Source organism: Natrinema sp. 74, from assembly GCF_046097095.1.
Lineage (GTDB): Archaea > Halobacteriota > Halobacteria > Halobacteriales > Natrialbaceae > Natrinema.
Map to the genome: position 1 here is coordinate 1273579 of NZ_CP175698.1, position 19924 is coordinate 1293502.

Here is a 19924-nt window from a genome sequence, read left to right on the forward strand (position 1 = left end):
AAATGCAGTTCGGCTACAGCGAGACCTGTCTCGCACACGACCCCGGTTCGCGCCACCCCGAGTCGCCGGACCGGCTACGGGCGATCCGGGAGCGACTGAAGAAGAAACACGGCGTCGAGTACGTCGAGGCAGACCCCTGTGACCTCGACGCGATGGCCGCCGTCCACGACCGCGAGTACCTCGAGTCCGTCCGGGAGTTCTGCGCGGAGGGCGGCGGAAGCTGGGATCCCGACACCGCCGCCGTCGAGGCGACGTGGGACGCGGCCCGCCAGAGCGCCGGCCTGGCGTGTTGGGCCGCCGACGAAGCGCTCGAGGGTGCGACGGGGCGGGAGACACCGTTTTCGATCGGTCGACCGCCGGGACACCACGCCGTCTACGACGACGCGATGGGGTTTTGCTTCGTCGATAACGTGGCCGTTGCCGCCCAGCACGCGCTCGATCACGACGAACACGATGTAGACCGGGTCGCGATCGTCGACTGGGACGTCCATCACGGCAACGGGACGCAAGACATCTTCTACGACCGGGGCGACGTCTTCTTCGTTTCGCTCCACGAGAAGGGGCTCTACCCCGGCACCGGTGCCGTCGACGAGACCGGCGAGGGCGACGGTGAGGGGACGACGATGAACGTTCCGATGCCCGCCGGCACCGACGATCACGAGTATCTGGCCGCCGTTGAGGGGCCGATCACCGCCGCGCTAACCGAATTCGACCCCGACTTGCTGTTGATCAGTGCCGGCTTCGACGCCCACCGCCACGATCCTATCTCGCGGATCAGGCTCTCAACGGAAGCCTACGCGCTGTTGACCGACCGACTGCGGACGCTGGCCGACGACACCGACGCCGCGCTGGCCTTTGTCCTCGAGGGCGGCTACGGGCTCGACGTTCTCGCCGATAGCGTTGCGATCGTCCACGAGACCTTCGACGGACGCGAGCCGATCGCCCCCGACGGCGAGTCCGACGGGAAGGCAGCGTCCACCCTCGAGGACGTCCTCGAAGCGCACGATCTCGACGTCGATCTCGGCGATCTCTAGGCCGGTCTGCAGGCTCAGGGCTGGGGATCGAAGTAGGCCGCGAGCTCGGTCCCGAACTCCTCGAGCAGCACTGCGACCTCCTCGCCGACGAGCACCTCGTAGTCGTCTTCAAGCGCCGTCTCGACGTGTGCGCCCAGACCCACGTCGAAGAGTCGGTCGCTCTCGAGGAACGCACGTGCGGTGGTGAACGACCGGTCGCGCTCGGTGACGTAGCGGTCGCCCTCGATGAACGGGCCGTAGGCGTCGGTATCGTCCACGTAAGCGTCGTAGAAGCCGGTCGCGTGGTCGCGGACGGAAATCGGCGGTCCCTCGTGGCGCTCGACGGCGGGGCGCTCGCTGACCGCGAGTTCCGCGAAGACGACGGCCGTCTCGTCGGCGACGGTCACGGCGCGGAAGATGTCGAACCCCCGATCGTCGAGGCCCCGTGTGATTCCTGCAAGCGACTTCCGGAGCTGTGGGTAGAGCTGGTCTTCGACGAGATAGGGCGCGTCGAAGCGGACGGCGACGGGTGTAGTGCCGCGGCGCTCGAGGTGGGCACGCAGTTCTGCTTCCGTCAGCGGATCGGGAGCTGTGGGTTCGAAGAGAGCGGTGCGCGGAGCGTCGAGGAACTCGCGGGCGTAATGCTGGAAGCGGGCGACGTTGGCCGGCGAGCAGACCGCCGCGACGTTGCGCTCGGGGTCGGTGGGATCGATGACGACCAACGGATCCTCGAAGCTCGCGCGGCCGTGGGCTTCGGGATCGAGTTCGACCGGCGGCTGCCAGTCGGCCGCGGCCGCGAGCAGCGGCCGGAAGCCGCCGTACTCGCAGACGAGCAGTTCGGTGAGGTAGCCGCTAAAGCCCCGCGTCCGGAGGTCGCTGCCGTATGCGCCGATCCCCGTGAGGAACTGTTTCGTCACGCGGACATCGCCGGCGAGATCGTCGTCGAGTCGCTCCTGCAGGTATCGCGTGTGAAACGGCGTCCGATCGACCGCCGAACGGATCTCCGTCGCCGACTCGAGCCGAAAACAGGGGACGACGTCGATGTCGAATCCCTCGACGGTACCCTTGACGTAGGGGTGTTCGGCGTACTCCTCGTGGCCCGCTGGCAGCGTCTCGTGGCCGACCTCGAGGCCGTACGCCTCGAGCGTCTCGCGGTCGAGGTCGGGTGGGAAGCGGACGAAGATGTCGATGTCGCGGTCGCCGCTGATCCACGTATCGCGGGCCGTCGAGCCCACCTGTAGCACGTCGGCGTCGGCACACCGATCCGTCGCGGCGCGGTCGGCCCGATCGATGAGTTGGTCGGCGATCTCGCGGAGTCGCGCTCGTTCGTCCGCGTCCGGAGTGACCTCAGTTCGGACCTCGGCGACGACCCGCTCGAGGTCTCGCGTCTTCGACTCGTCGCGATCGGCGTCCTCCTCGCTCATCGCATGGGGCTACTCGAGCGGTGCGTGAAAGGGTGTCGAACCGCCGGAAGCGAAAACGAAAGCCCTATCAAATCAACCCGGCTATCAATTGATGAGCCGAAGTAGCTCAGATGGTAGAGCACCTCGCTGTTAACGAGGTTGTCCCAGGTTCGAGTCCTGGCTTCGGCGCTGTTTTTCGAACGGTACTCGCGAAGGCTCTCGAATCGACGAGAGGGCCGTACTCGGTGGGGAGGAATTAACGTCGCTCGGCAGTGAGATAGTCGTATGACCAGCGACGGCGACGACCGACGGGGTACCGACCATCACGGCCACGACGTCATCGATCCGCTCCACGTCGGGATCGTGACCGTCTCGAGTTCGCGGGCGAGCGAATCCGATCCCGACGATCCGGGCGGCGACACAATTCAGGAGGCGTTCGAGGCCGAGGGCCACGAGGTGCGCGAGCGACTGTTGGTCCGGGACGACTACTCGGCGATCCGGACCGCCGTCCGCGGACTGGTCGCGCGCCGCGACATCGACGTGGTCTGTACCACCGGCGGCACGGGCGTCACGGCCGACGACGTCTCCCCGGAGGCGACCGCGTCGCTGTTCGAACGCGAACTGCCCGGCTTCGGCGAGCTGTTCCGCTCGCTCTCGTGGGACGAAGTGGGGACGCGGGCGATGGCCTCGCGCGCGACGGCGGGAATCGCCGTCGATACGCCGGTTTTCTGCCTGCCCGGGAGCGAAAGCGCCTGCGAGACCGCCTGTGAGGAACTGATCGTCCCCGAGACGCCCCACCTCGCGGGACTGGCGACCCGTCACCGCACCGGCGCGAACGACCAGACGCTCGCGGATTATCGGGAGGAGTAGGACGTCGAACGAGCGGCAGCGCGATCGCTCCGGTACTCGAGCGAGCAGTCAGTACGCCTGACCCAGCTTTTATTGAAAGCGCTCGCGTGTCTTCGGATGCCATGTGCCACCACTTCGAAACAGCCACCGAACTCGACGCCGAGGAGCGCGAGGAACTCCTCGAGTTCCACAGCGAAGACGAACTCGAGGCGGAACTCGACGATGAGGACCTCGAGGCGCTGACCGCGTAACGGCTCCGTCCTTTTCTCGCGAGCGAACCGGACAGCAAGCGTTAATTACCGGGCACGATTTCTCTCGTCTGGCGGGCCCTTAGCTCAGTCCGGTGAGAGCGCTCGGCTCATAACCGAGTGGTCGATGGTTCGAATCCGTCAGGGCCCATCCGCAAAACAGTCGAACTGTGGCCGATGTAGATTCGGCCGATAAGAGCAACCTCAACGATACGAGACGGCTATTTTCTACTCCCGATTCATCGGCCGCTGAACCGGAGCCGAACAAGTCACTAGTTCCGGCGGGCGGCTATACGCGCTGAGAGCCGAACGCCATCGTCCATCACGCGACGACGAGGACAGTCGGCATGCGCTCGGCGATGGAAGATTCGAGTCGACGGCAGATGGGTCTTGAGCGAAACCGATCGACTGATACCGAGCTCCGAGCGCGAAGGAGACCTATGAAACTACTCGATCACCACGGACTCGCCACAAGCGGGACAAACGGGTCCGGTGTTTGTACTATCGAGTGCGGACTGTTTCCCTGTCCATCCGCAGATCGGACACTGTATCGGGTCGGGTCCAGACACGGGCCACTGCACCCATCCGTCGCCGAGTCAAAAAGCGTAGTGTCTCGACTGAACGGTTCCGGTCGCTCGACGAGTGCTGCTTATAAGGACAGAGTATCGGACTCGAGTATGGTCGCATCGTCGCCTGACCGCCCGAGGTCGCGTTCGGTCGTGGCTCGAAGAGACATCCGTCGGCGTTCGCGTCGTGTACGCGCCTCTCGAGAGCGAGCCATCGAGCACGACTGGAACTGGCCGTAGCATCGGTGTCACCCTGCTCTGAAACTGGTCCAGATACGCGACGTTCGTCATGGAGGATAGCTTCCCCCGATTCGGGGGTCGCTGAGGTCGAATGATGACCGACGTGCAAGAGCGGGGGCCGACGAGCTAGTCGTTGATGTACTGCTGTTCCCACCGCCGTCGTTCTTCGATGGCCCGGCGGCCGCTGTCGCTGATCTCGTAGTAGTTCGTCCGCCGATCGAGTTGTCCCTTCTCGACGAGTTCCTTATTGACGAGCGTGTCAAGGTTCGGATACAACCTGCCGTGATTGATCTCGCTATCGTAGTACGTTTCGACTTCATCTTTCACGTCCTGGCCGGACGGCTGATCGGCCCCCGCGATCACGTACAGAAGGTCTCGTTGAAACCCTGTCAGATCGTCCATTGTCGTATTCAGGCGGACGAACGGGAACACGGCTATTTGTTATCGATTTCGTATCAACCGTTTTCCGTACGTTCTGTCGTACTAACTGAGTCGTCGTCGCTACTGTCTCCTGTTTCGTCTAGTAATGAGTGATTACGTCCGGCGGTTCGGTCTCTGTTCACCCGAATTTTCGCGGTCGAGATATAGCTATTAGTTGTATGATACGAACAATCTTACAGAACATACTCACCGTCCACTCGAGTAATTGCCGGCCGTCGCTCACGACGTGAGTCGGACGAACGACGGTCGAACGAAAAACGCGGTACCGAACGTGAAAGCCGTCTTACAGCCGGGTGACGTTGGTGGCGCGGGGGCCCTTGGGGGCCTGTTCGATGTCGAATTCGATATCTGTGCCTTCTTCGAGGTCCGGACCGCCAACGTCTTCCATGTGGAAGAATACGTCATCGTCCGCGTCGTCCGTCGAAATGAAACCGTAGCCGCCTGTGTCGTTGAAGAAATCAACGTTTCCTTTCGCCATTGCGTTTCAACGGAGGTCCCCGATACGTATAACAGTTCTGCTATGGCTCATATGTCGAAACAAAATAATCTGCGTCCAAAACCCGACAATCAGTACAAGAGAACGAGCCACTCGATCGATTTGGATTTTCTATTTCCCAGAGAAATCGATCGAGTACGAACGCCTCTGTTACACTCTGCCGTCTCCGTCGAGCGTGAGCAGGAGGACTTCGGTTCCGCTGGCAGCGCGGCTCCGAGGGTGGGACTGATCGAGAGCGATCCGGTGTCGTCGCTTTCGCCTCGAGCCGAACCGACCGTCCGTCCAGAACCGGGTTACGTAGCGCCCGCCCTCGGTAGCGGTACCCTCCTCGAGCGACCGTCGGTCGCGGGGCCAATCCGCGTTCCCAACTCACAAACCGGCCACCGGTCGTCCGCGAGGCGTTTCCGAACGACACCGTTTAGATAGGTTCGATGGGTAGGCAGCGCTATGACCGAGTCACGGACACACGGCGTACCGACGGTCGCACAGGTGGCCCTGATCGGCCTCTTCGTCGCGGCCCTCGGGACCGCCCAGTTGACCGCGTCGAAGATATTGGCGTTCGGACTGCCGTTTAGGCTCCCCATCGCAGGTGCGCAACTCGCGTTACCGGGAGCGGCGCTCGCGTACGCGCTTACGTTCCTCGCGAGCGACTGCTACACCGAACTCTACGGCCGTCGCGCCGCCCAGATCGTCGTTAACGTAGGATTCGTACTGAACTTCGTCGTCCTCGCGCTTGTCTGGTCGACGATCGCCGCTCCGGCGGCCGACTCGAGCGTCGACCCCGAGGCGTTCGCGACAGCGCTTGGCGCGTCGACGAACGTGGTCGTCGGGAGCCTGTTCGCCTACATCGTCAGCCAGAACTGGGACGTGATCGTCTTTCACCGCATTCGCGAACAGACTGGCCGCGAGAAGCTCTGGCTGCGCAACATCGCGTCGACGGCGAGTAGCCAGGCGATCGATACCGTCATCTTCGTCGCGGTCGCGTTCGCCATCGCGCCCGCCGTGCTGGGCGTTGGCGTCGTCCTACCGGCAAACGTCGTCCTCTCGCTGATCGTCGGCCAGTACCTGCTGAAACTCGCGATCGCCGTCCTCGACATGCCGATCGTCTACGCCATCGTCGCGCTCGTCCGCTCGCGCGAGGACCACGGTGCCGACGACGTTCACGCCGCCTGAATGTTCGTCTCGAGCGCGGTCGATGGCGGCCGCGGACGTTCGGGGTCCGCGAAACGGTGAGCGTTTAGTGGCCCGCTCGAGAGAAACGCGTATGGACGAACGCGTACGCGAACACGCCGAGGTGCTGGTCGACTGGAGCGCTCGCGTCGACGCGGGCGACGACGTCGTCGTCTCGGTCGGCCCGGACGCCCACGAGTTGGCGGTCGCCGTCGCCGAGGCGCTCGGCGAGCGCGGAGCGAACTTGCTCGCGACCTACAGTTCGGGCGAGATCACGCGGGCGTATCTGCGAGCCCACGACGGCGACTTCGACGAAACTCCGGCCCACGAGCGCGCGTTGCTCGAGAACGCCGACGTCTACCTCTCGCTGGGCGGCGGCCGGAACACGAGCGCGACGGCCGACGTACCCGGCGAGCGGCGACGGGCGTACAACAATGCCAGAAGCGAACTCCGCGAACTCCGCCTGGACACGCGCTGGGTCTCGACGGTCCATCCGACGCGCTCGCTCGCCCAGCAGGCGAACATGGCCTACGAGGAGTACCGGGACTTCGCCTACGACGCGATCCTGCGGGACTGGGAGTCGCTGGCCGAGGAGATGGCCCAGTTACAGGACCGACTCAACGACGGCAACGAGGTCCGACTCGTTTCGGCGGGCACCGACCTCACGATGCAAATCGGCGGCCGCACGGCGGTCAACAGTGCCGCTTCGGTCGCCTACGACTCCCACAACCTCCCCAGTGGCGAGGTCTTTACCGCGCCCGACGCGACCGAAGGCGAGGTGACCTTCGACGTGCCGATGACGATCCGCGGCGAGTCCGTCCGAAACGTCCGCCTCGCATTCGAGGGCGGCGAGGTCGTCGATTTCGACGCCGAGCAGGGCGCGGACGTGATTGAGGACGTGCTCGAGACCGACGACGGCGCGCGTCGGTTGGGCGAACTCGGGATCGGGATGAACCGCGGGATCGACCGCTACACGGACAACATCCTCTTCGACGAGAAGATGGGCGAGACGGTCCACCTGGCGTTGGGTCGGGCCTACGACGCCTGTCTGCCCGACGGCGAGACGGGCACCGAGTCGGCCGTCCATGTCGATCTCATCACCGACGTAAGCGAGGACTCGCTCCTCGAGATCGACGGGGAAGTGGTCCAGCGCAACGGCAACTTCCGATTCGGAGACGGCGAGGGCTGAGCGGTGTGACCCCCTCGGGTCGAAACGGCAAGCGGCGCGAGCCGTGGTGACGGGGCAAGGGAGAGCCGCTGACGGAGCAGCGTCGTCCGGGCTAGGCACCGATTACGGCACCAACAGCCGACTCGGAGCACGGAAGCTGCTATATACTAATACGTGCGTCGTCCCTCACTCAGCGTACCGCCTCGCCGGTGGCGGCCAGTTAGGGGCCTCGTGTCCCGAACGACTCGTCCACACGTCCACAGTTGTCTGCTCCGCCCTGCCGGAGGCGGTATCTCCGCCGTCGAACACCGGCACGCGGCGTCGTTCGCTCTGGGAGCGACTACGACGCCGCGTCCGACGGGGTATCCGGCGGTCACCGTTTTCGTCACGTTCTCGAGTGTCGAGCCCCAACGACGGCTATGCGTGATCGGCTCCGGGCGGGCGCGGCCGTCTTCAACGACGGCCACTACCACGCCGCCCACGACACCTGGGAGGACCGCTGGCTCGACCTCGCGTCCGGCAGCGACGACGAGCGGCTGCTCCACGGCCTCATCCAGTACAGCGCCGCCGTCTACCACGCTCGCGAGCGCAACTGGGAGGGGGCCGTCGGGCTCGCCGCAAGCGGCGGCGAGTACCTCGCCGGGCTGCCCGCCGACTACCGCGACCTTCGGCTCGAGCCCGTCCGCTCGTTTCTGACTCGACTCGCGGCCGACCCCGAGATTGTCGAGCGGCGGCAGCCGAAGCGGATCGAACACGAAAGCACCGCGCCGACGCTCGCGGACGTTGGATTCGAGCCGACCGCGATCGCGGCGGTCGTCCTCGCCGAAGAGTTCGGCTACGACGACGAACCAATCGAGCGGGCGCGGACGTACGCGAAACGGGACCTCGAGGGCGGCGACGACGATAGTCGGTTCATCACGCTGCTATTCGATTTCGTCCGCGAGGACGCAAACCGCGGGATCATCTACCGGCGGCTCGCGGATCACGTCGGGCGGCGGCGGGCCCGTGAAGAGGACGTGGAAGGGTTGTTCTGACTCTCGCGGACCCAAACACCGCGGACCCAGACACCGGCGAGAGCGGCAAGGTCGACCCTGCCGAACGCATTACTCGTGGCCCGCCACCGGCAGCGGCTCGTACGGTTCCTCAAGGTACTCCTGTTCCGAGTCCGAGAGGTTGATCTCGAGGGCTTCGACGGCGTCCTCCAAGTGTTCGACGCTGGTCGTCCCGACGATAGGCGCGTCGACCCACTCTTTGTGGAGCAGCCAGGCCAGCGAGATCTGGGCCATCGAGACGCCCTTCTCGTCGGCTACCTCCTGAATCCGCTCGTTGATCGCCTCGCCGCCGCCCTGGAGATAGGACATCTGCTCGAGGTACTTGTCGGTCTGGCCGCGCGTCGTGGACTCGATCTCCGCGTGGGGCCGAGCCGCGACGCCGCGGGCTAGCGGCGACCACGGAATCACGCCGATGTCCGCCTTCTTACAGAGCGGCAGCATCTCGCGTTCCTCCTCGCGATAGAGGAGGTTGTAGTGGTTCTGCATCGTGACGAAGCGCTCTGTACCCAGCGCGTCGCTCGTGTGCAACGCGTCGGCGAGCTGGTGGGCCCACATTGAGGAGGTGCCGATGTAACGGACCTGTCCACGCCGAACCGCGTCGTCGAGCGCTCGCAGAGTCTCGTCGATCGGCGTCTCGTAGTCCCAGCGGTGAGTTTGATAGAGGTCGATGGTGTCCATCCCCAGCCGCTCTAAGCTCGCCGCGAGTTCCTGTTCGATGGCCTTGCGCGAGAGCCCGCTCGCGTTCGGATCGTCGGGATCCATCTCCCCGAAGACTTTCGTCGCGACGACCTGCGAATCGCGGTCGTAGTCTGCGAGCGCGTCGCCAAGGATCTCCTCGGATTCGCCCGTCGAGTAAACGTTCGCCGTATCGAAGAAGTTGATCCCGAGATCGATCGCGCGGTCGATGAGCTCCTGACTCTCGTCGGGCTCGAGCATCCACTCCCGCCCCGTGCCGAAGCTCATGCACCCGAGACAGATGCGGCTGACCGTCATACCGGTCGAGCCAAGCGTCGTGTACTCCATGGCGGGAGGTGCCACTCCGAGCGACAAAAGGGCGCGGCTCGTCGGAATCGGTTGCCGGCTTTGTCAAACGCGAGGTGCGATCGGTCCTGATACCGTCAGTCGCGGTTCGCGGAGCTATCCTGTGACTCGTACTCTCATTTCATCTCTGACTTTGCTCCAAATGGTGATATGCGATAACGGAGGTGGTAGAACGAGCAAGCGCTTCGGTGGCGGATACCTTTTTCACGTGCTGATCTGTTCTCTATGCTGGAAGATGGACGTAGACGTACTGGTGAAAAACGCCAGAGGAGACTCGGTCACGAAAGAGGTCCTTGAAGACTCAGGAACAGTAAAAACGGGGTTAATCGCCAAGTCATCGTACTCTTCTATCGTCAGCCATCTCGATGAAGGGGAGCAACCACACTTTGTTCAAAGATATGAACATCCAAACCTGCAGTTAAGCTGGAACCCTGACGATGAGCCTCGATACAAGAAGGGGCACATGCGTACCACAGTCGTTACTGACCGACGTATTTTCTACTACTCGACGGACAATAGCTTCAGCGTCCCCTATACGAATATTAGTGAAGTAGAGGACAACGGAACAACGCTCAAGGTAACTCAATCCGGCGGGAGGACAGTAGAATTTATATTTTTCGTCGGAACGGAAGGCGAAAACGCCATAGAATATGTCCGTAAACGGATGCACGAAATACAGGCGGGAGAGACAAGTCAAACGGCCGCATCTACCACTGCAGACCGACTTGAGGAACTAAAACAGATGCGCGATAAGAACCTCATCAATGAGGAGGAATTTGAAGAGAAGAAAGAAGAAATCTTGGAAGAGCTGTAGCTGATACTTGAGAGCAGTCAAACGTGAAGTGAGGTGTCTCCACGTTTCACCCCTCTCATCCAGCGTTTTATTTTCAAGTTGACCATATCTTCTCAACGATGTTCAACAAGTAGATGGAGCCATACATCGCCACGTGATTTGGGAGAGAAGTAGCCAGAGCGTATGGTTACGCCGAATTCGGGCAGAATAATTATCTATAAGAACACTAGGCGGAAGCTCAGTCGTAGTTCGCGGAGTTGTCCTGCGGGTCGTAGTCCAACACGTCACGAGCCCGCTCGAGCGAGTAGTATTTCCGGTCGTTGTCGGAGATGCCGTAAACGATTTCGTAGCCGTAGTCGGCCCGGATACAGCGATCGAAGAGGTGTGCGCAGTCGCGGTAGGAGAGCCACATCGCCTGCCCACGCTCGTAGTCGATCGGCGGGTGGCCTTCAGTGAGGTTCCCAATGCGGACGCAGACGACCGAGAGGTCGTGCTCATCGTGGTAGTACCGACCCAGCGTCTCGCCGGCAGCCTTCGAGACGCCGTAGAGGTTACTCGGTCGCGGAAGTTCGGTACCGTCCAGCAGGTAGTCGTCGTGCTCGCGGTACATCGCGGGCGTGCGCTCGTTGGTCTCGTAGTTGCCGACGGCGTGGTTCGACGAGGCGAAGACGACCTTCTCGACGCCGGCGTCAACGGCCGCCTCGAAGACCGTCTGCGTGCCGTCGATGTTGTTTGTCAAGACACTGTTCCACGGTGCTTCCGGACGCGGATCGCCCGCGAGGTGGACGACGACGTCGATGCCGTCCATCGCCTCGCGGACGGCCTCGTCGTCGGTGATGTCCGCGACGACGAACTCGCCCGGCTGCTCGTCGGTCGGCGGATCGCGGTCTACCAATCGCCACTCGTGGTCGTCCGCGAGGCCGCCAAGGATGGCCTCTCCGACCCGCCCCGCAGCCCCAGTGAGCAGGACTGACTGTGCCATTCGTTCGGTGTGAAGGCTAGCGCCGATAAGTACCATGCGGTTCGCCCGGAGCGCGGGCGGTGGTGGCACGCGTCGCTCGAAGAAAGGGCGACCGCTCACGGCTCGTTCCTCCCTGATACGTCACGTGCGGTGGCGCGCTGTCGGCAGTCCGACGCGAGTGCGGGCTGCCGATGACTCTGCGCAAACGGTAGCACGGGACCGACGGTCCCGTGAACCATGCGACCGGGCGAAGCTCGTGAGCAGAAATCGGCTGAGGAGGGCATGGGAACCCTCGTGTCCACAATAGCAGAACGGTCTCTCACTACGCCTCTCTCAACACACGGCGGTGCTGTACGCTCACCAGATGCGGAAACCATCTCTGCCGGTTTGGGCTCATCGCAATCCCCTTACCGACCCTACGCGACCGCGTATACATGGCCACGGACACATCTCCCACGGACGCCGAAGCCGCCTGCTTCGAGGCCGGCATCAAGTTCGGCTCGCTCTACCACCAGTTCGCCGGGACGCCGCTTTCACCCGACAGCGCCGCGAGCCTCGAGGCCGCGATGGAGGAAGCGATCGAAAACCAGCCCCACTGCACGGCCGTCACCGTCGCGGTCCAGCGCGACGAGCTCGAGGCCGAACTCGCCGAGTCTGCGGCCGACTACACCGAACTGACGGGACGCTTCCTCGAGGTCGAGATCGTCGTCGACTACGAGGACTGCGAGGTCGTTACCTGCATGGAAATGGCGGACGGCTATCCGCTGATGCGCCTCGAGTCGGTTCGAGAGTAAGGACGCGACGACGATCGACACGAAAGCACGCTGTTATCGGAACGGCTACTCGCAAGCATCGCCTGTGCACCGCTCGACGGTCGATAAATGGTGAACAGAAACTGCGAGTACCCCTACCCGCTGTTCACCGTCCTATCCGGAAAATTGGACGGTGATAGAATATGCTTTGTGGTCCCGGTAGTCGACTCGAGCGGAGCATCCACGGCGTCGGATTCGGCGATGCCATCGCTTTCAGTCGGCGACCGACACAGTCGGAGTGACCTCCCTTTCGAAATCCGAGCGCCGTTCGACCGATACCGGAACGCTCCCGGCAGATTCCACTTTCACTTTCGGGCGATCTTTTAACCCCGGTGCCCGCAAAGACGGTGACATGAGCCAAGCCACGTTCGGCGACGATGACGAACTGTTCGGGGAAGCGGCCAACGAGATGCGCGCGGACGTCGAGTCCTCGCTCGCAGACGCCTGGGCGGCGCTGCCCGATGCCGACGACATCTGGGAGGCCGACGCGGATAACGTGCTGGGGGTTCTCAACGGCTTGAACTCCGCGCTGGACGCCGGTGACGCCGAGGATCACCTCCACGACGCCAAGAAGTGGTTCACCATGGGCCAGCGCGCCGACGCCTTCGACGATGCCGACGATCTCGAGGCGGAGATCGAAGCCCTCGAGGACGCGATCACCGATATCTCCGAGGCGGGCAGCCAAGTGAGCGAACTCGCGTCCACGATCCCGGCGCTTCGCGGCACGCTCGAGGGAACGGGACCGAGCGCCTCGGAGGCCGACGAAACAGACGATGGAGACGACGCGGACGAAGCTGACGCTGACGCCGCGGACGAGGGCGAGTCCGAGGACGAGTGACAGGGCCGCAGACGCCGGCGGTAACAGCCAGATAGCCGGCGTTTCGTACCGGCCGCCCGTCGTCGCTCGCTATCGGCGCTCGGGCCGCGAAACGTCTCGCTCCGCGACCGCGTCGAGCAGCCGCACCAGCGCGTCGCCCGCTAGCTCGAGCAGTTCGTCCCCCCGATCGGCGTCGCCCGCCGTGGGGTCGCCGACGACGCCGTTTTCCGTAAACTCCGCCGCGTCGTAGGCCAGATTGACGTAACTCGTCCAGTCGCCCCAGCCGTCGGCCGCGCCCGCGCGGCCCTCGTCGACCCGCTCTTCGCGGATCAGTTCGGGCTCGCAGTGGCGCAAGAGGGCGGTCTCGAGGGGGCCACCGTGACCCATGTCGGCGGAGTGTTCGCCGACGCCCTCGAACCACGTGAACGGGACGACGTAGGCGTCGCCGTTCCGAGTAAGCCGGCCGCCGACTTCCCGAAGGGCGTCGACGTTGCCGCCGTGACCGTTGACGATGATGACGCGGTCGAAGCCGTGGTGTGCGAGACTCGAGACGGCTTCGCCGACGTAGTCCCGAAAGGTGTCCTCGGAGACCCACATCGTCCCGGGAAACTGGCGGTGTTCCTCCGCGATCCCGACCGGAATCGGCGGCGCGCGCACGACCTCGCGGTCGGATCGCTCGATCCCGGCATCGGCGACCGCTTCGGCGGTCAACACGTCAGTCCCGAGGGGCGCGTGGGGCCCGTGTTGTTCCGTGCTTCCGACGGGGACGACCGCGAGGTCCGTCTCGAGGTCGCGCACGTCGGTCCACGTCGCGTCGGAGAGGTCCATGCGAAGGTATGCCGACCGCGCGGACATGAAACCCGCGGTAGCCGCCGTCGGACCGCCGGTTTCGAACACTCGCTTGCAGATCCGCCATCCCGTGGCGAGCGCAGGGCGAACCCGTTTGTGCACCGTCACGAACCATCGAGTATGCCCGACGATAACCGCGAGCTCGGCGTCGACCTCGGTGACCTGCGAGACGACCTCGAGGACGAGGAGTATCCGATCGGCCACGACGAGTTGCTCGAACGGTACGGCGACGAGGAGATCGAGATGAGCGGGGAGACGACGACGCTCGAGGCGGTCATCGGGCCGCTGGGGGAAGATGAGTATCGAGACTACGGGGAACTCGAGGGAGCGATCATGACCATGGTGGGCGACGAGGCCATCGGGCGGAAGAACTACAGCGATCGAACGCCGCCCGCAGCGGGCGAAGACAGACAGGACGAGGGCGCGCCGGACCAGGACGACCAGCGCGAACAGGAATCGTTTTGAGCGAGGTGGGCCGACACCGACTCAGTCGTCGTCACCGCCGACTTCCGTTCGCGCCTGTCGGCGCTGTGCACGCTCGATGAACTCCTGTGGTAACTCGTCGATTTCGCCGGCCTGGACGCCCCAGAGGTGTGAGTAGAGGCCGTCGCTCGCGAGCAACTCGTCGTGCGTGCCCCGTTCGACGATCTCGCCGCCCTCGAGGACGAGGACCTGATCGGCGTCCTTGATCGTCGAGAGTCGGTGGGCGATGGCGAACGTGGTTCGGTCGGCGGCGAGGTCGTCGATCGAGCGCTGGATGAGCATCTCGGTCTCGGTGTCGACGTCGCTGGTCGCCTCGTCTAACAGGAGGATGTCGGGATCGCGAAGGATCGCGCGGGCGATCGAGATTCGCTGGCGCTGGCCGCCCGAGAGCTTGACGCCGCGCTCGCCGACTTCGGTGTCGTAGCCCTCGGGAAGATTGGTGATGAACTCGTGGGCCTCGGCCATCTTCGCGGCCTCGATCACGTCCTCGCGATCGGCGTCGAAGGTTCCGTAGGTGATGTTCTCCGCGACGCTGCCGTAGAACAGGAACGTGTTCTGACTGACATAGCCCAGTGATTCGCGCAGGCTCTGGAGGGTGACGGTTTGCACGTTCTGGCCGTCAATACGGATCTCCCCCTCGTCGACGTCGTACATCCGCAAGAGGAGTTTGAGGACCGTCGACTTGCCGGCCCCAGTAGGTCCGACCAGTGCGACCGTCTCGCCGCCGTCGACGGTGAAATCGACGTTTCGGATGATCGCCTCGTCCTCGTCGTAGCCAAAGGAGACATCGTCGTACGCGACGCTCCCCTCGGTGACCTCGAGGTCAGACGCGTCAGGGTCCTCGCCGACGCGATTCGGCTGGTCCATCAGCCCGAAGATGCGGGCGCTCGAGGCGCGGGCGCGCTGGTACATGTTGATGATTTGCCCGAATTGGGCCATCGGCCAGATAAAGCGCTGGGTGTAGAGGATGAAGACGACGAACATCCCGGTGCTCAGTTCGCCTGAGAACGGCCCCGGCGGGCCACCGATGACCCAGAGCCCGCCGACGAGAAAGGTGATGACGAAGCCGATCCCCGCGAGGACCCGCAAGCCGGGGAAGAACTTGATCCGGGTGCGGATCGCCCCCCAGTTGGCGTCGAAGTACTCCCGCGAGACATCCTCGACGCGGTCGGACTCGTAGGATTCAGTCGTGCTGGACTTGATGACCTGGATGCCGCCGAGATTGTTCTCGAGTCGGGAGTTGACTTTGCCGACGGTCGAGCGTACCTCGGCGTACTTCGGCTGGATCGTCTTGATGAAGAAGTACGTAAAGAGGGCGATCAGCGGCACCGGTAGCAAGGCGACCAGTGCCAGCTGCCAGTTGATCGCGACCAGTAAGCCGCCGATGCCGAGGACCATCACGACCAGCCGGAACAGGGAGTTCATTCCGTCGTTCAAGAACTTCTCGAGGCGGTTGACGTCGTTCGAGAGGATCGACATCATCTCGCCGGTCTGCTTGTCGGCGAAAAATCCCATGTTCAGCCGCTGCATCTCGTCGTAAGTGTCGGTCCGCACGTCGTGTTGGACGTTCTGTGCGAAGGTGTTAAAGCCCCAATTGCGGGTCCAGTGAAACACCGCCGAGAGCAGGAACGCGCCCGCGATGATCCCGATCGTCAGCCAAAACTGGGCCATCCGGCCCTCGGGGACGTACGGCGCGATCAGCCCCCCGCCGATCGGAAAGGCCTCGACGTAGCCGATCTCCTGTCGGATCACGGCGTCGATCGCGACCCCCAGCATCAGCGCTGGAAGCAGATCGAGGATCCGAGCGGCGATACTGGCGATCACGCCGAGGGTCGCCGCGGCCAGGTAGTTCGACCCGTACTCGAGGAACAGGCGCTTCATCGGGTTCTCGACCGCCTCGCGTTGCTCCTCGAACGGATCATCCTCGTCGAGATCGGCGCTGCTCATTGACGAGGGTCAGGGACCGTCGGCAATAAGAATTACCTACGAATCGAAATAGGTCACGCGTTCGACCGCTCGTCGCGCCCCCAGTTCGCCGCTCGTCGCGATGGGTGCAAGCGCACCGGCGCTCGCACTGATCCCGGGGATGATCGTCTGGTTCGACTCGAGATCGATCTCGACGCGGTCGCCGACCTCAATTCCCGTCTCGTTGGTATAGCCACGCGGGACCTCGAGCACCCACTTCCCGCGACCGGGGTACTCGATATTGTTGCCGTTCTCGTCAGGACCGGGCGCGCGGGCGTGATGGATCGACGTGATCTCGTGGTCGGCACCGATGTAGATGATATCAATGGGGAAGTCCATCTCCCGCATTACGAACGTCCGGCTTTGCTCTTGCTCGTAGACGAATAGCATACCGTTGCCCGGCTCGAGGGATTCGTGATCGCTCAGGCCGGTATATTTCTCTTGGCGAGAGGTTGCGACCTCAACATCGATGACGGCCGTCGGTTCGTCATCGGACTCGTTGTCGACGACGCGGGCGGTCCCTCCGTCCGGCCCCCAGGGCGGGGAGACGAATCCGGCCTGTACGAGGACGAAACCGCCGAGGCCGAGAATCGCGACCGCGAGGAGACCTTTCCATACGCGCTCGAGCACCATGCAGGATACCTGCACCGCGAGAAAGTAAAGGTTATTCGGACGGGGGCACTCAACCCGAATGCGGGCTCGTGGTCTAGCTGGTCATGACGCGGCCTTTACAAGGCCGAGGTCGGTGGTTCGAACCCGCCCGAGCCCACTACCGCTGGCGGAACCGCTCGTGAGCGACAGCGTCGTGACGAGCCTATTTCTCTGTCGAACAACGCGTGAGTCAGAGCAGTGTCTGCGAGGGCGACCCGAACGTGACGGCGATCGCAGAACAGAGCGGCGTATTCGAGCCCTCGAGCCCGACGAATCGACTAATCACCCACTATGCACGATCTCCGTCCAGGGAGCAGCGGTAGTCACTGCTTGAGCCGCGCAACGTTTTCCCGGATCTGGCCAAGCAGGCCGTCGCCCGACTCGGTCTGGAGGGCGGCGTGGAGCGTCGAGTTCTCCGGCTCGTCTTTGACGACGATCCGGAGGTACGGCTCGAGCTGATCGAAGTTGTCCGCGAGGACGACGGTGTGGTTGTCCTCGTCATGGTCGACGACGCCGGCGTCGTCCAGCTTCGGGACGTGGCACTGGACCGACGAGACGTAGACGCTCTTGTACTCGTTTTTCGCAACCTCGTCGGGCGGCACGTCGTGTTCCCAGCCGGCGACCGTCTCGGCCAGCGTCGACAGTTCGATCGGATCTTTCTGGCCGCGAAGCGCGTAGAGCAGATAGCGCCGCCGTCGGTTCGCCAGCAACTCGAGGATCGTGTCGGCGGACAGCTCCTCTGCTTCCTGGCTCGAGGTAAGGGCTTCCATAACACGATATTACCCCCCAGGGCGCAAAAGCGTGTCTTGAATATTCGATAATCCAACAGACGGTGCGTAATCGTCCGTGGGCGTCACCGTATTCGGTGTGTAACGTGTCGTTCGCGTCGCTTACGTGAGAAGACGTGAGGGTGTTCCCGTTAGCCCGTCACAGAGTGACAGGCGAAACCGGTGACGGAACTCCTGTGAGTGGACGGGAACGACGGCTCCGATTCGAAATCCTTTTTTATACCATGGACGGAGAAAGGAATAGGCCGCCTTAGCTCAGACTGGGAGAGCACTCGACTGAAGATCGAGCTGTCCCCGGTTCAAATCCGGGAGGCGGCATTTTCCTGCGGACAACGTGAGCAGTGAAAATGCTCACGACTGGATTTGAACTCTATCAGACGCGCACAGCACGGCGAGCACGTCTGATTTCAGTTCAATCCGGGAGGCGGCATCCTTCTCCAAACCGTTCTACGCTGACCGTACAGCAATGGATTTCGGCAGCAGCGTCCCTGCAAGTCCTGGAGTAGTTTGAACCGGGCACGCCTCGTCACCGTCGGGCGTTTCACCACATTGTACGTGCTGTATACGTATCGGTTTGTTCCCTCATTCGGGATGAATCAGAGGGGACAGGATACAATGGGCGTGATTCCGTGGATATCCGTCTTCCAATCCGTATCGGGAATTCCTTGATTCAGGTCGGCGCGTATCGTCACTCGTCAGCCAGAGTTGTGTGTGAGAAGGGTAACAGTGTGCGAGCGACTTTGTCACTCGTGGTCTGTGTTCTCCTTCTGTTGTCGCACGCACCACTCGAATAGTTCCTCTTTCATTTCTTCGGACGTGTCATCAAAGAGTGTGCCGAGTCGCCATCCGAGGTTGTTCCACTTGAGTTCGTCAAGGACCTTGTTGTATTCCTGTCCCTCAACCGCGCAGGTCCATCCCTGTTTGAAGTTTCCGAGTCGATGGCTATCGAGGTCTGGATCTTCCTCGTCTGTCAGGCCGTCGTAAGCCATAGTAGCGGATGTGCCACTGAAGGGTTATGAAGGTATATTCAATTCCGACTCGCTCGTCAGCGCTACAATAGCGGTCTTCACAAGGTCGATGTAGCCGGAGACGACGGTTTTGTACTTCGTCCCGTGCCTGCATGCTTTCTGCGCGAAACGCAGAGCGACAATAGTCAGACGCGGATTGCTCCGGAGATACCTATAAGGGCGACGTAGACGGGAGAAATCCGCAGTTGGGCTCGGCTCGAATCAGAGGGACTGAACCGGCCCCGCAGGACCGACGAGACGCCACTACTGCTCTCCGGGGGGTTCGACGGCCACCGGCGCTAGCTCTGGCAACGGATCCTGCGGAAAGGGGTCGTTGTCGCAGGGCTAGTTGCTGTCGCCGTCAGTCTGTGGTTCGAATGCTACGGTTTGCTGGTCGTGCTATTCGCCGACTGGGCCGTCCACACCAGCTACCACGTCGTAAAAGGTGTAGGCGTCTTGCTGGAGTGGATTCGAAACTAACCTGCATACAGACTCGGCTGTTCGAGTTCGTCCGCAACTGGGACGTAAGCGCCTGCCTTTTGGACGGTCACGACTCGGGAGACACGGTGCGGATCGCGGGCTCAAAGTAACTCTACACAGCATCGACAGTACGTAAACGCGGGATCGTTCTCCGCTCCGCACTGCCGACACGTCAGTCTCGATTCCGCCGTCGTGTCCTCCTCGAGCGGAGCGGTCGACGGTCGAACGGACGGATCGGCCGCAGCGTCGCGATCGTTCGCTTCGGATCGGCGGTCGTGCCGTCGCTCGAGGCCGTCCCGGAAAATGCCGCCGAGAACCGGGAGACAGATCCCTAACGCGGCGAGCAGGAGGCCGATACAGACCGCGGCGTATATCTGCCCGGGAGAGACCACACGACGGCTACGGTCGCCGAGCAGTTAGGTCATGTGCATTGGTGTCAATCAACACGAATTCACGGACGATCGCGATCGGTCTTCGAGTACGAACGGGAAACGAGAGAACCGACTGGCCGGAGAACCGGGTGGCCGAATCGTCGGGCATGTATCGTCACGCGGATCAGCTATCATCACGTGGGTCACGCTCGAGGGCGGGCGCGCGTGGGTCGGCTCTCGCTCGAGGACGGGCGCGAGGC

21 protein-coding genes and 4 tRNA genes are annotated in these 19924 nt (G+C 63.0%); 14 read left to right on the forward strand and 11 right to left on the reverse strand.

Annotated features, from left to right (window positions below):
- The first annotated feature begins 2 nt into the window (after positions 1-2).
- On the forward strand, positions 3-1034 hold the full coding sequence (locus ACJ70B_RS06335) for a histone deacetylase family protein (protein WP_408959568.1): 1032 nt from the start codon (positions 3-5) through the stop codon (positions 1032-1034).
- Between the two features lie 14 nt (positions 1035-1048).
- On the opposite strand, the gene cca is transcribed toward ACJ70B_RS06335, so the two are convergent.
- Positions 1049-2437 (reverse strand): CCA tRNA nucleotidyltransferase, encoded by a 1389-nt coding sequence (cca, locus tag ACJ70B_RS06340; RefSeq protein ID WP_408959569.1) that lies wholly within the window; start codon positions 2435-2437, stop codon positions 1049-1051.
- 95 nt (positions 2438-2532) lie between these two features.
- Between cca and ACJ70B_RS06345 the strand changes: the two genes are divergently transcribed.
- From ACJ70B_RS06345 to ACJ70B_RS06360, 4 genes are all read left to right on the forward strand, one after another.
- Positions 2533-2605 (forward strand) — tRNA-Asn (locus ACJ70B_RS06345).
- 96 nt (positions 2606-2701) lie between these two features.
- On the forward strand, positions 2702-3286 hold the full coding sequence (locus ACJ70B_RS06350; protein WP_408959570.1) for a molybdenum cofactor biosynthesis protein B: 585 nt from the start codon (positions 2702-2704) through the stop codon (positions 3284-3286).
- A 101-nt stretch (positions 3287-3387) separates the two neighbouring features.
- Positions 3388-3516, forward strand: a complete 129-nt coding sequence (locus tag ACJ70B_RS06355; RefSeq protein WP_408959571.1) for a hypothetical protein — start codon at positions 3388-3390, stop codon at positions 3514-3516.
- 73 nt (positions 3517-3589) lie between these two features.
- Positions 3590-3664 (forward strand) — tRNA-Ile (locus ACJ70B_RS06360).
- Between the two features lie 781 nt (positions 3665-4445).
- Here ACJ70B_RS06360 and ACJ70B_RS06365 read toward each other — a convergent pair.
- A complete protein-coding gene (locus tag ACJ70B_RS06365; RefSeq protein ID WP_408959572.1) occupies positions 4446-4721 on the reverse strand; it encodes a PadR family transcriptional regulator in 276 nt (91 codons plus the stop codon).
- 322 nt (positions 4722-5043) lie between these two features.
- Positions 5044-5238, reverse strand: coding sequence for a cold-shock protein (locus ACJ70B_RS06370; protein WP_006087767.1), 195 nt, complete (start codon positions 5236-5238; stop codon positions 5044-5046).
- Between the two features lie 465 nt (positions 5239-5703).
- Here ACJ70B_RS06370 and ACJ70B_RS06375 point away from each other — a divergent pair, with 465 nt between their 5' ends.
- The 3 genes from ACJ70B_RS06375 to ACJ70B_RS06385 all read left to right on the forward strand — a co-directional run bounded on the left by ACJ70B_RS06375 (position 5704) and on the right by ACJ70B_RS06385 (position 8628).
- Positions 5704-6429: a queuosine precursor transporter gene (locus ACJ70B_RS06375; RefSeq protein WP_408959573.1), complete on the forward strand. Its 726-nt coding sequence runs from the start codon at positions 5704-5706 to the stop codon at positions 6427-6429.
- A 91-nt stretch (positions 6430-6520) separates the two neighbouring features.
- Entirely contained in the window at positions 6521-7615 is a 1095-nt protein-coding gene (locus ACJ70B_RS06380) for an aminopeptidase (RefSeq protein ID WP_408959574.1), read from the forward strand.
- A gap of 398 nt (positions 7616-8013) precedes the next feature.
- Complete coding sequence (locus tag ACJ70B_RS06385; protein ID WP_408959575.1) at positions 8014-8628, forward strand: DUF309 domain-containing protein; 615 nt, start codon at positions 8014-8016, stop codon at positions 8626-8628.
- A gap of 69 nt (positions 8629-8697) precedes the next feature.
- Here the strand turns inward: ACJ70B_RS06385 and ACJ70B_RS06390 are convergent, their stop codons facing one another.
- Positions 8698-9669: an aldo/keto reductase gene (locus ACJ70B_RS06390; RefSeq protein WP_408959576.1), complete on the reverse strand. Its 972-nt coding sequence runs from the start codon at positions 9667-9669 to the stop codon at positions 8698-8700.
- A gap of 253 nt (positions 9670-9922) precedes the next feature.
- Here ACJ70B_RS06390 and ACJ70B_RS06395 point away from each other — a divergent pair, with 253 nt between their 5' ends.
- The gene (locus ACJ70B_RS06395) at positions 9923-10501 is read left to right on the forward strand and encodes an SHOCT domain-containing protein (protein WP_408959577.1); all 579 of its coding nucleotides are present in this window, start codon (positions 9923-9925) and stop codon (positions 10499-10501) included.
- A 217-nt stretch (positions 10502-10718) separates the two neighbouring features.
- On the opposite strand, the gene azf is transcribed toward ACJ70B_RS06395, so the two are convergent.
- Entirely contained in the window at positions 10719-11462 is a 744-nt protein-coding gene (gene azf / locus ACJ70B_RS06400) for an NAD-dependent glucose-6-phosphate dehydrogenase Azf (protein ID WP_408959578.1), read from the reverse strand.
- A gap of 413 nt (positions 11463-11875) precedes the next feature.
- On the opposite strand from azf, the gene ACJ70B_RS06405 reads away from it, so the two are divergent.
- Both ACJ70B_RS06405 and ACJ70B_RS06410 read left to right on the forward strand, forming a co-directional pair.
- On the forward strand, positions 11876-12235 hold the full coding sequence (locus ACJ70B_RS06405; protein WP_408959579.1) for a dihydroneopterin aldolase family protein: 360 nt from the start codon (positions 11876-11878) through the stop codon (positions 12233-12235).
- Positions 12236-12605: 370 nt separating this feature from the next.
- The gene (locus ACJ70B_RS06410; RefSeq protein WP_408959580.1) at positions 12606-13091 is read left to right on the forward strand and encodes a DUF5790 family protein; all 486 of its coding nucleotides are present in this window, start codon (positions 12606-12608) and stop codon (positions 13089-13091) included.
- A gap of 69 nt (positions 13092-13160) precedes the next feature.
- Here ACJ70B_RS06410 and ACJ70B_RS06415 read toward each other — a convergent pair whose 3' ends face one another.
- A complete protein-coding gene (locus tag ACJ70B_RS06415; RefSeq protein WP_408959581.1) occupies positions 13161-13898 on the reverse strand; it encodes a creatininase family protein in 738 nt (245 codons plus the stop codon).
- Between the two features lie 141 nt (positions 13899-14039).
- On the opposite strand from ACJ70B_RS06415, the gene ACJ70B_RS06420 reads away from it, so the two are divergent.
- Complete coding sequence (locus ACJ70B_RS06420) at positions 14040-14384, forward strand: hypothetical protein (RefSeq protein ID WP_408959582.1); 345 nt, start codon at positions 14040-14042, stop codon at positions 14382-14384.
- A gap of 21 nt (positions 14385-14405) precedes the next feature.
- Here the strand turns inward: ACJ70B_RS06420 and ACJ70B_RS06425 are convergent, their stop codons facing one another.
- Both ACJ70B_RS06425 and ACJ70B_RS06430 read right to left on the reverse strand, forming a co-directional pair.
- On the reverse strand, positions 14406-16349 hold the full coding sequence (locus ACJ70B_RS06425; RefSeq protein WP_408959583.1) for an ABC transporter ATP-binding protein: 1944 nt from the start codon (positions 16347-16349) through the stop codon (positions 14406-14408).
- A gap of 36 nt (positions 16350-16385) precedes the next feature.
- Complete coding sequence (locus ACJ70B_RS06430; protein ID WP_408959584.1) at positions 16386-17000, reverse strand: DUF192 domain-containing protein; 615 nt, start codon at positions 16998-17000, stop codon at positions 16386-16388.
- A gap of 62 nt (positions 17001-17062) precedes the next feature.
- On the opposite strand from ACJ70B_RS06430, the gene ACJ70B_RS06435 reads away from it, so the two are divergent.
- Positions 17063-17136 (forward strand) — tRNA-Val (locus tag ACJ70B_RS06435).
- Positions 17137-17341: 205 nt separating this feature from the next.
- Here ACJ70B_RS06435 and ACJ70B_RS06440 read toward each other — a convergent pair.
- The gene (locus ACJ70B_RS06440; protein ID WP_408959585.1) at positions 17342-17788 is read right to left on the reverse strand and encodes a hypothetical protein; all 447 of its coding nucleotides are present in this window, start codon (positions 17786-17788) and stop codon (positions 17342-17344) included.
- 262 nt (positions 17789-18050) lie between these two features.
- On the opposite strand from ACJ70B_RS06440, the gene ACJ70B_RS06445 reads away from it, so the two are divergent.
- Positions 18051-18124, forward strand: a tRNA-Phe gene (locus ACJ70B_RS06445).
- Between the two features lie 425 nt (positions 18125-18549).
- Here ACJ70B_RS06445 and ACJ70B_RS06450 read toward each other — a convergent pair.
- Positions 18550-18795 carry a hypothetical protein gene (locus ACJ70B_RS06450; protein WP_408959586.1) on the reverse strand — a complete coding sequence of 82 codons (246 nt, stop codon included), beginning with the start codon at positions 18793-18795 and terminating at the stop codon, positions 18550-18552.
- Positions 18796-19394: 599 nt separating this feature from the next.
- Positions 19395-19685, reverse strand: a complete 291-nt coding sequence (locus tag ACJ70B_RS06455; protein ID WP_408959587.1) for a zinc ribbon domain-containing protein — start codon at positions 19683-19685, stop codon at positions 19395-19397.
- Positions 19686-19924: the final 239 nt, after the last annotated feature.

Coding starts and splice junctions, on each gene's coding strand:
- ACJ70B_RS06370 (WP_006087767.1), bottom strand. CDS start 5,238: ATGGCGAAAGGAAACGTTGATTTCTTCAACGACACAGGCGGCTACGGT.
- ACJ70B_RS06365 (WP_408959572.1), bottom strand. CDS start 4,721: ATGGACGATCTGACAGGGTTTCAACGAGACCTTCTGTACGTGATCGCG.
- ACJ70B_RS06405 (WP_408959579.1), top strand. CDS start 11,876: ATGGCCACGGACACATCTCCCACGGACGCCGAAGCCGCCTGCTTCGAG.
- ACJ70B_RS06355 (WP_408959571.1), top strand. CDS start 3,388: ATGTGCCACCACTTCGAAACAGCCACCGAACTCGACGCCGAGGAGCGC.
- ACJ70B_RS06430 (WP_408959584.1), bottom strand. CDS start 17,000: ATGGTGCTCGAGCGCGTATGGAAAGGTCTCCTCGCGGTCGCGATTCTC.
- ACJ70B_RS06440 (WP_408959585.1), bottom strand. CDS start 17,788: ATGGAAGCCCTTACCTCGAGCCAGGAAGCAGAGGAGCTGTCCGCCGAC.
- ACJ70B_RS06385 (WP_408959575.1), top strand. CDS start 8,014: ATGCGTGATCGGCTCCGGGCGGGCGCGGCCGTCTTCAACGACGGCCAC.
- ACJ70B_RS06375 (WP_408959573.1), top strand. CDS start 5,704: ATGACCGAGTCACGGACACACGGCGTACCGACGGTCGCACAGGTGGCC.
- ACJ70B_RS06415 (WP_408959581.1), bottom strand. CDS start 13,898: ATGGACCTCTCCGACGCGACGTGGACCGACGTGCGCGACCTCGAGACG.
- ACJ70B_RS06450 (WP_408959586.1), bottom strand. CDS start 18,795: ATGGCTTACGACGGCCTGACAGACGAGGAAGATCCAGACCTCGATAGC.
- azf (WP_408959578.1), bottom strand. CDS start 11,462: ATGGCACAGTCAGTCCTGCTCACTGGGGCTGCGGGGCGGGTCGGAGAG.
- ACJ70B_RS06420 (WP_408959582.1), top strand. CDS start 14,040: ATGCCCGACGATAACCGCGAGCTCGGCGTCGACCTCGGTGACCTGCGA.
- ACJ70B_RS06390 (WP_408959576.1), bottom strand. CDS start 9,669: ATGGAGTACACGACGCTTGGCTCGACCGGTATGACGGTCAGCCGCATC.
- ACJ70B_RS06335 (WP_408959568.1), top strand. CDS start 3: ATGCAGTTCGGCTACAGCGAGACCTGTCTCGCACACGACCCCGGTTCG.
- ACJ70B_RS06425 (WP_408959583.1), bottom strand. CDS start 16,349: ATGAGCAGCGCCGATCTCGACGAGGATGATCCGTTCGAGGAGCAACGC.
- cca (WP_408959569.1), bottom strand. CDS start 2,437: ATGAGCGAGGAGGACGCCGATCGCGACGAGTCGAAGACGCGAGACCTC.
- ACJ70B_RS06350 (WP_408959570.1), top strand. CDS start 2,702: ATGACCAGCGACGGCGACGACCGACGGGGTACCGACCATCACGGCCAC.
- ACJ70B_RS06395 (WP_408959577.1), top strand. CDS start 9,923: ATGGACGTAGACGTACTGGTGAAAAACGCCAGAGGAGACTCGGTCACG.
- ACJ70B_RS06410 (WP_408959580.1), top strand. CDS start 12,606: ATGAGCCAAGCCACGTTCGGCGACGATGACGAACTGTTCGGGGAAGCG.
- ACJ70B_RS06380 (WP_408959574.1), top strand. CDS start 6,521: ATGGACGAACGCGTACGCGAACACGCCGAGGTGCTGGTCGACTGGAGC.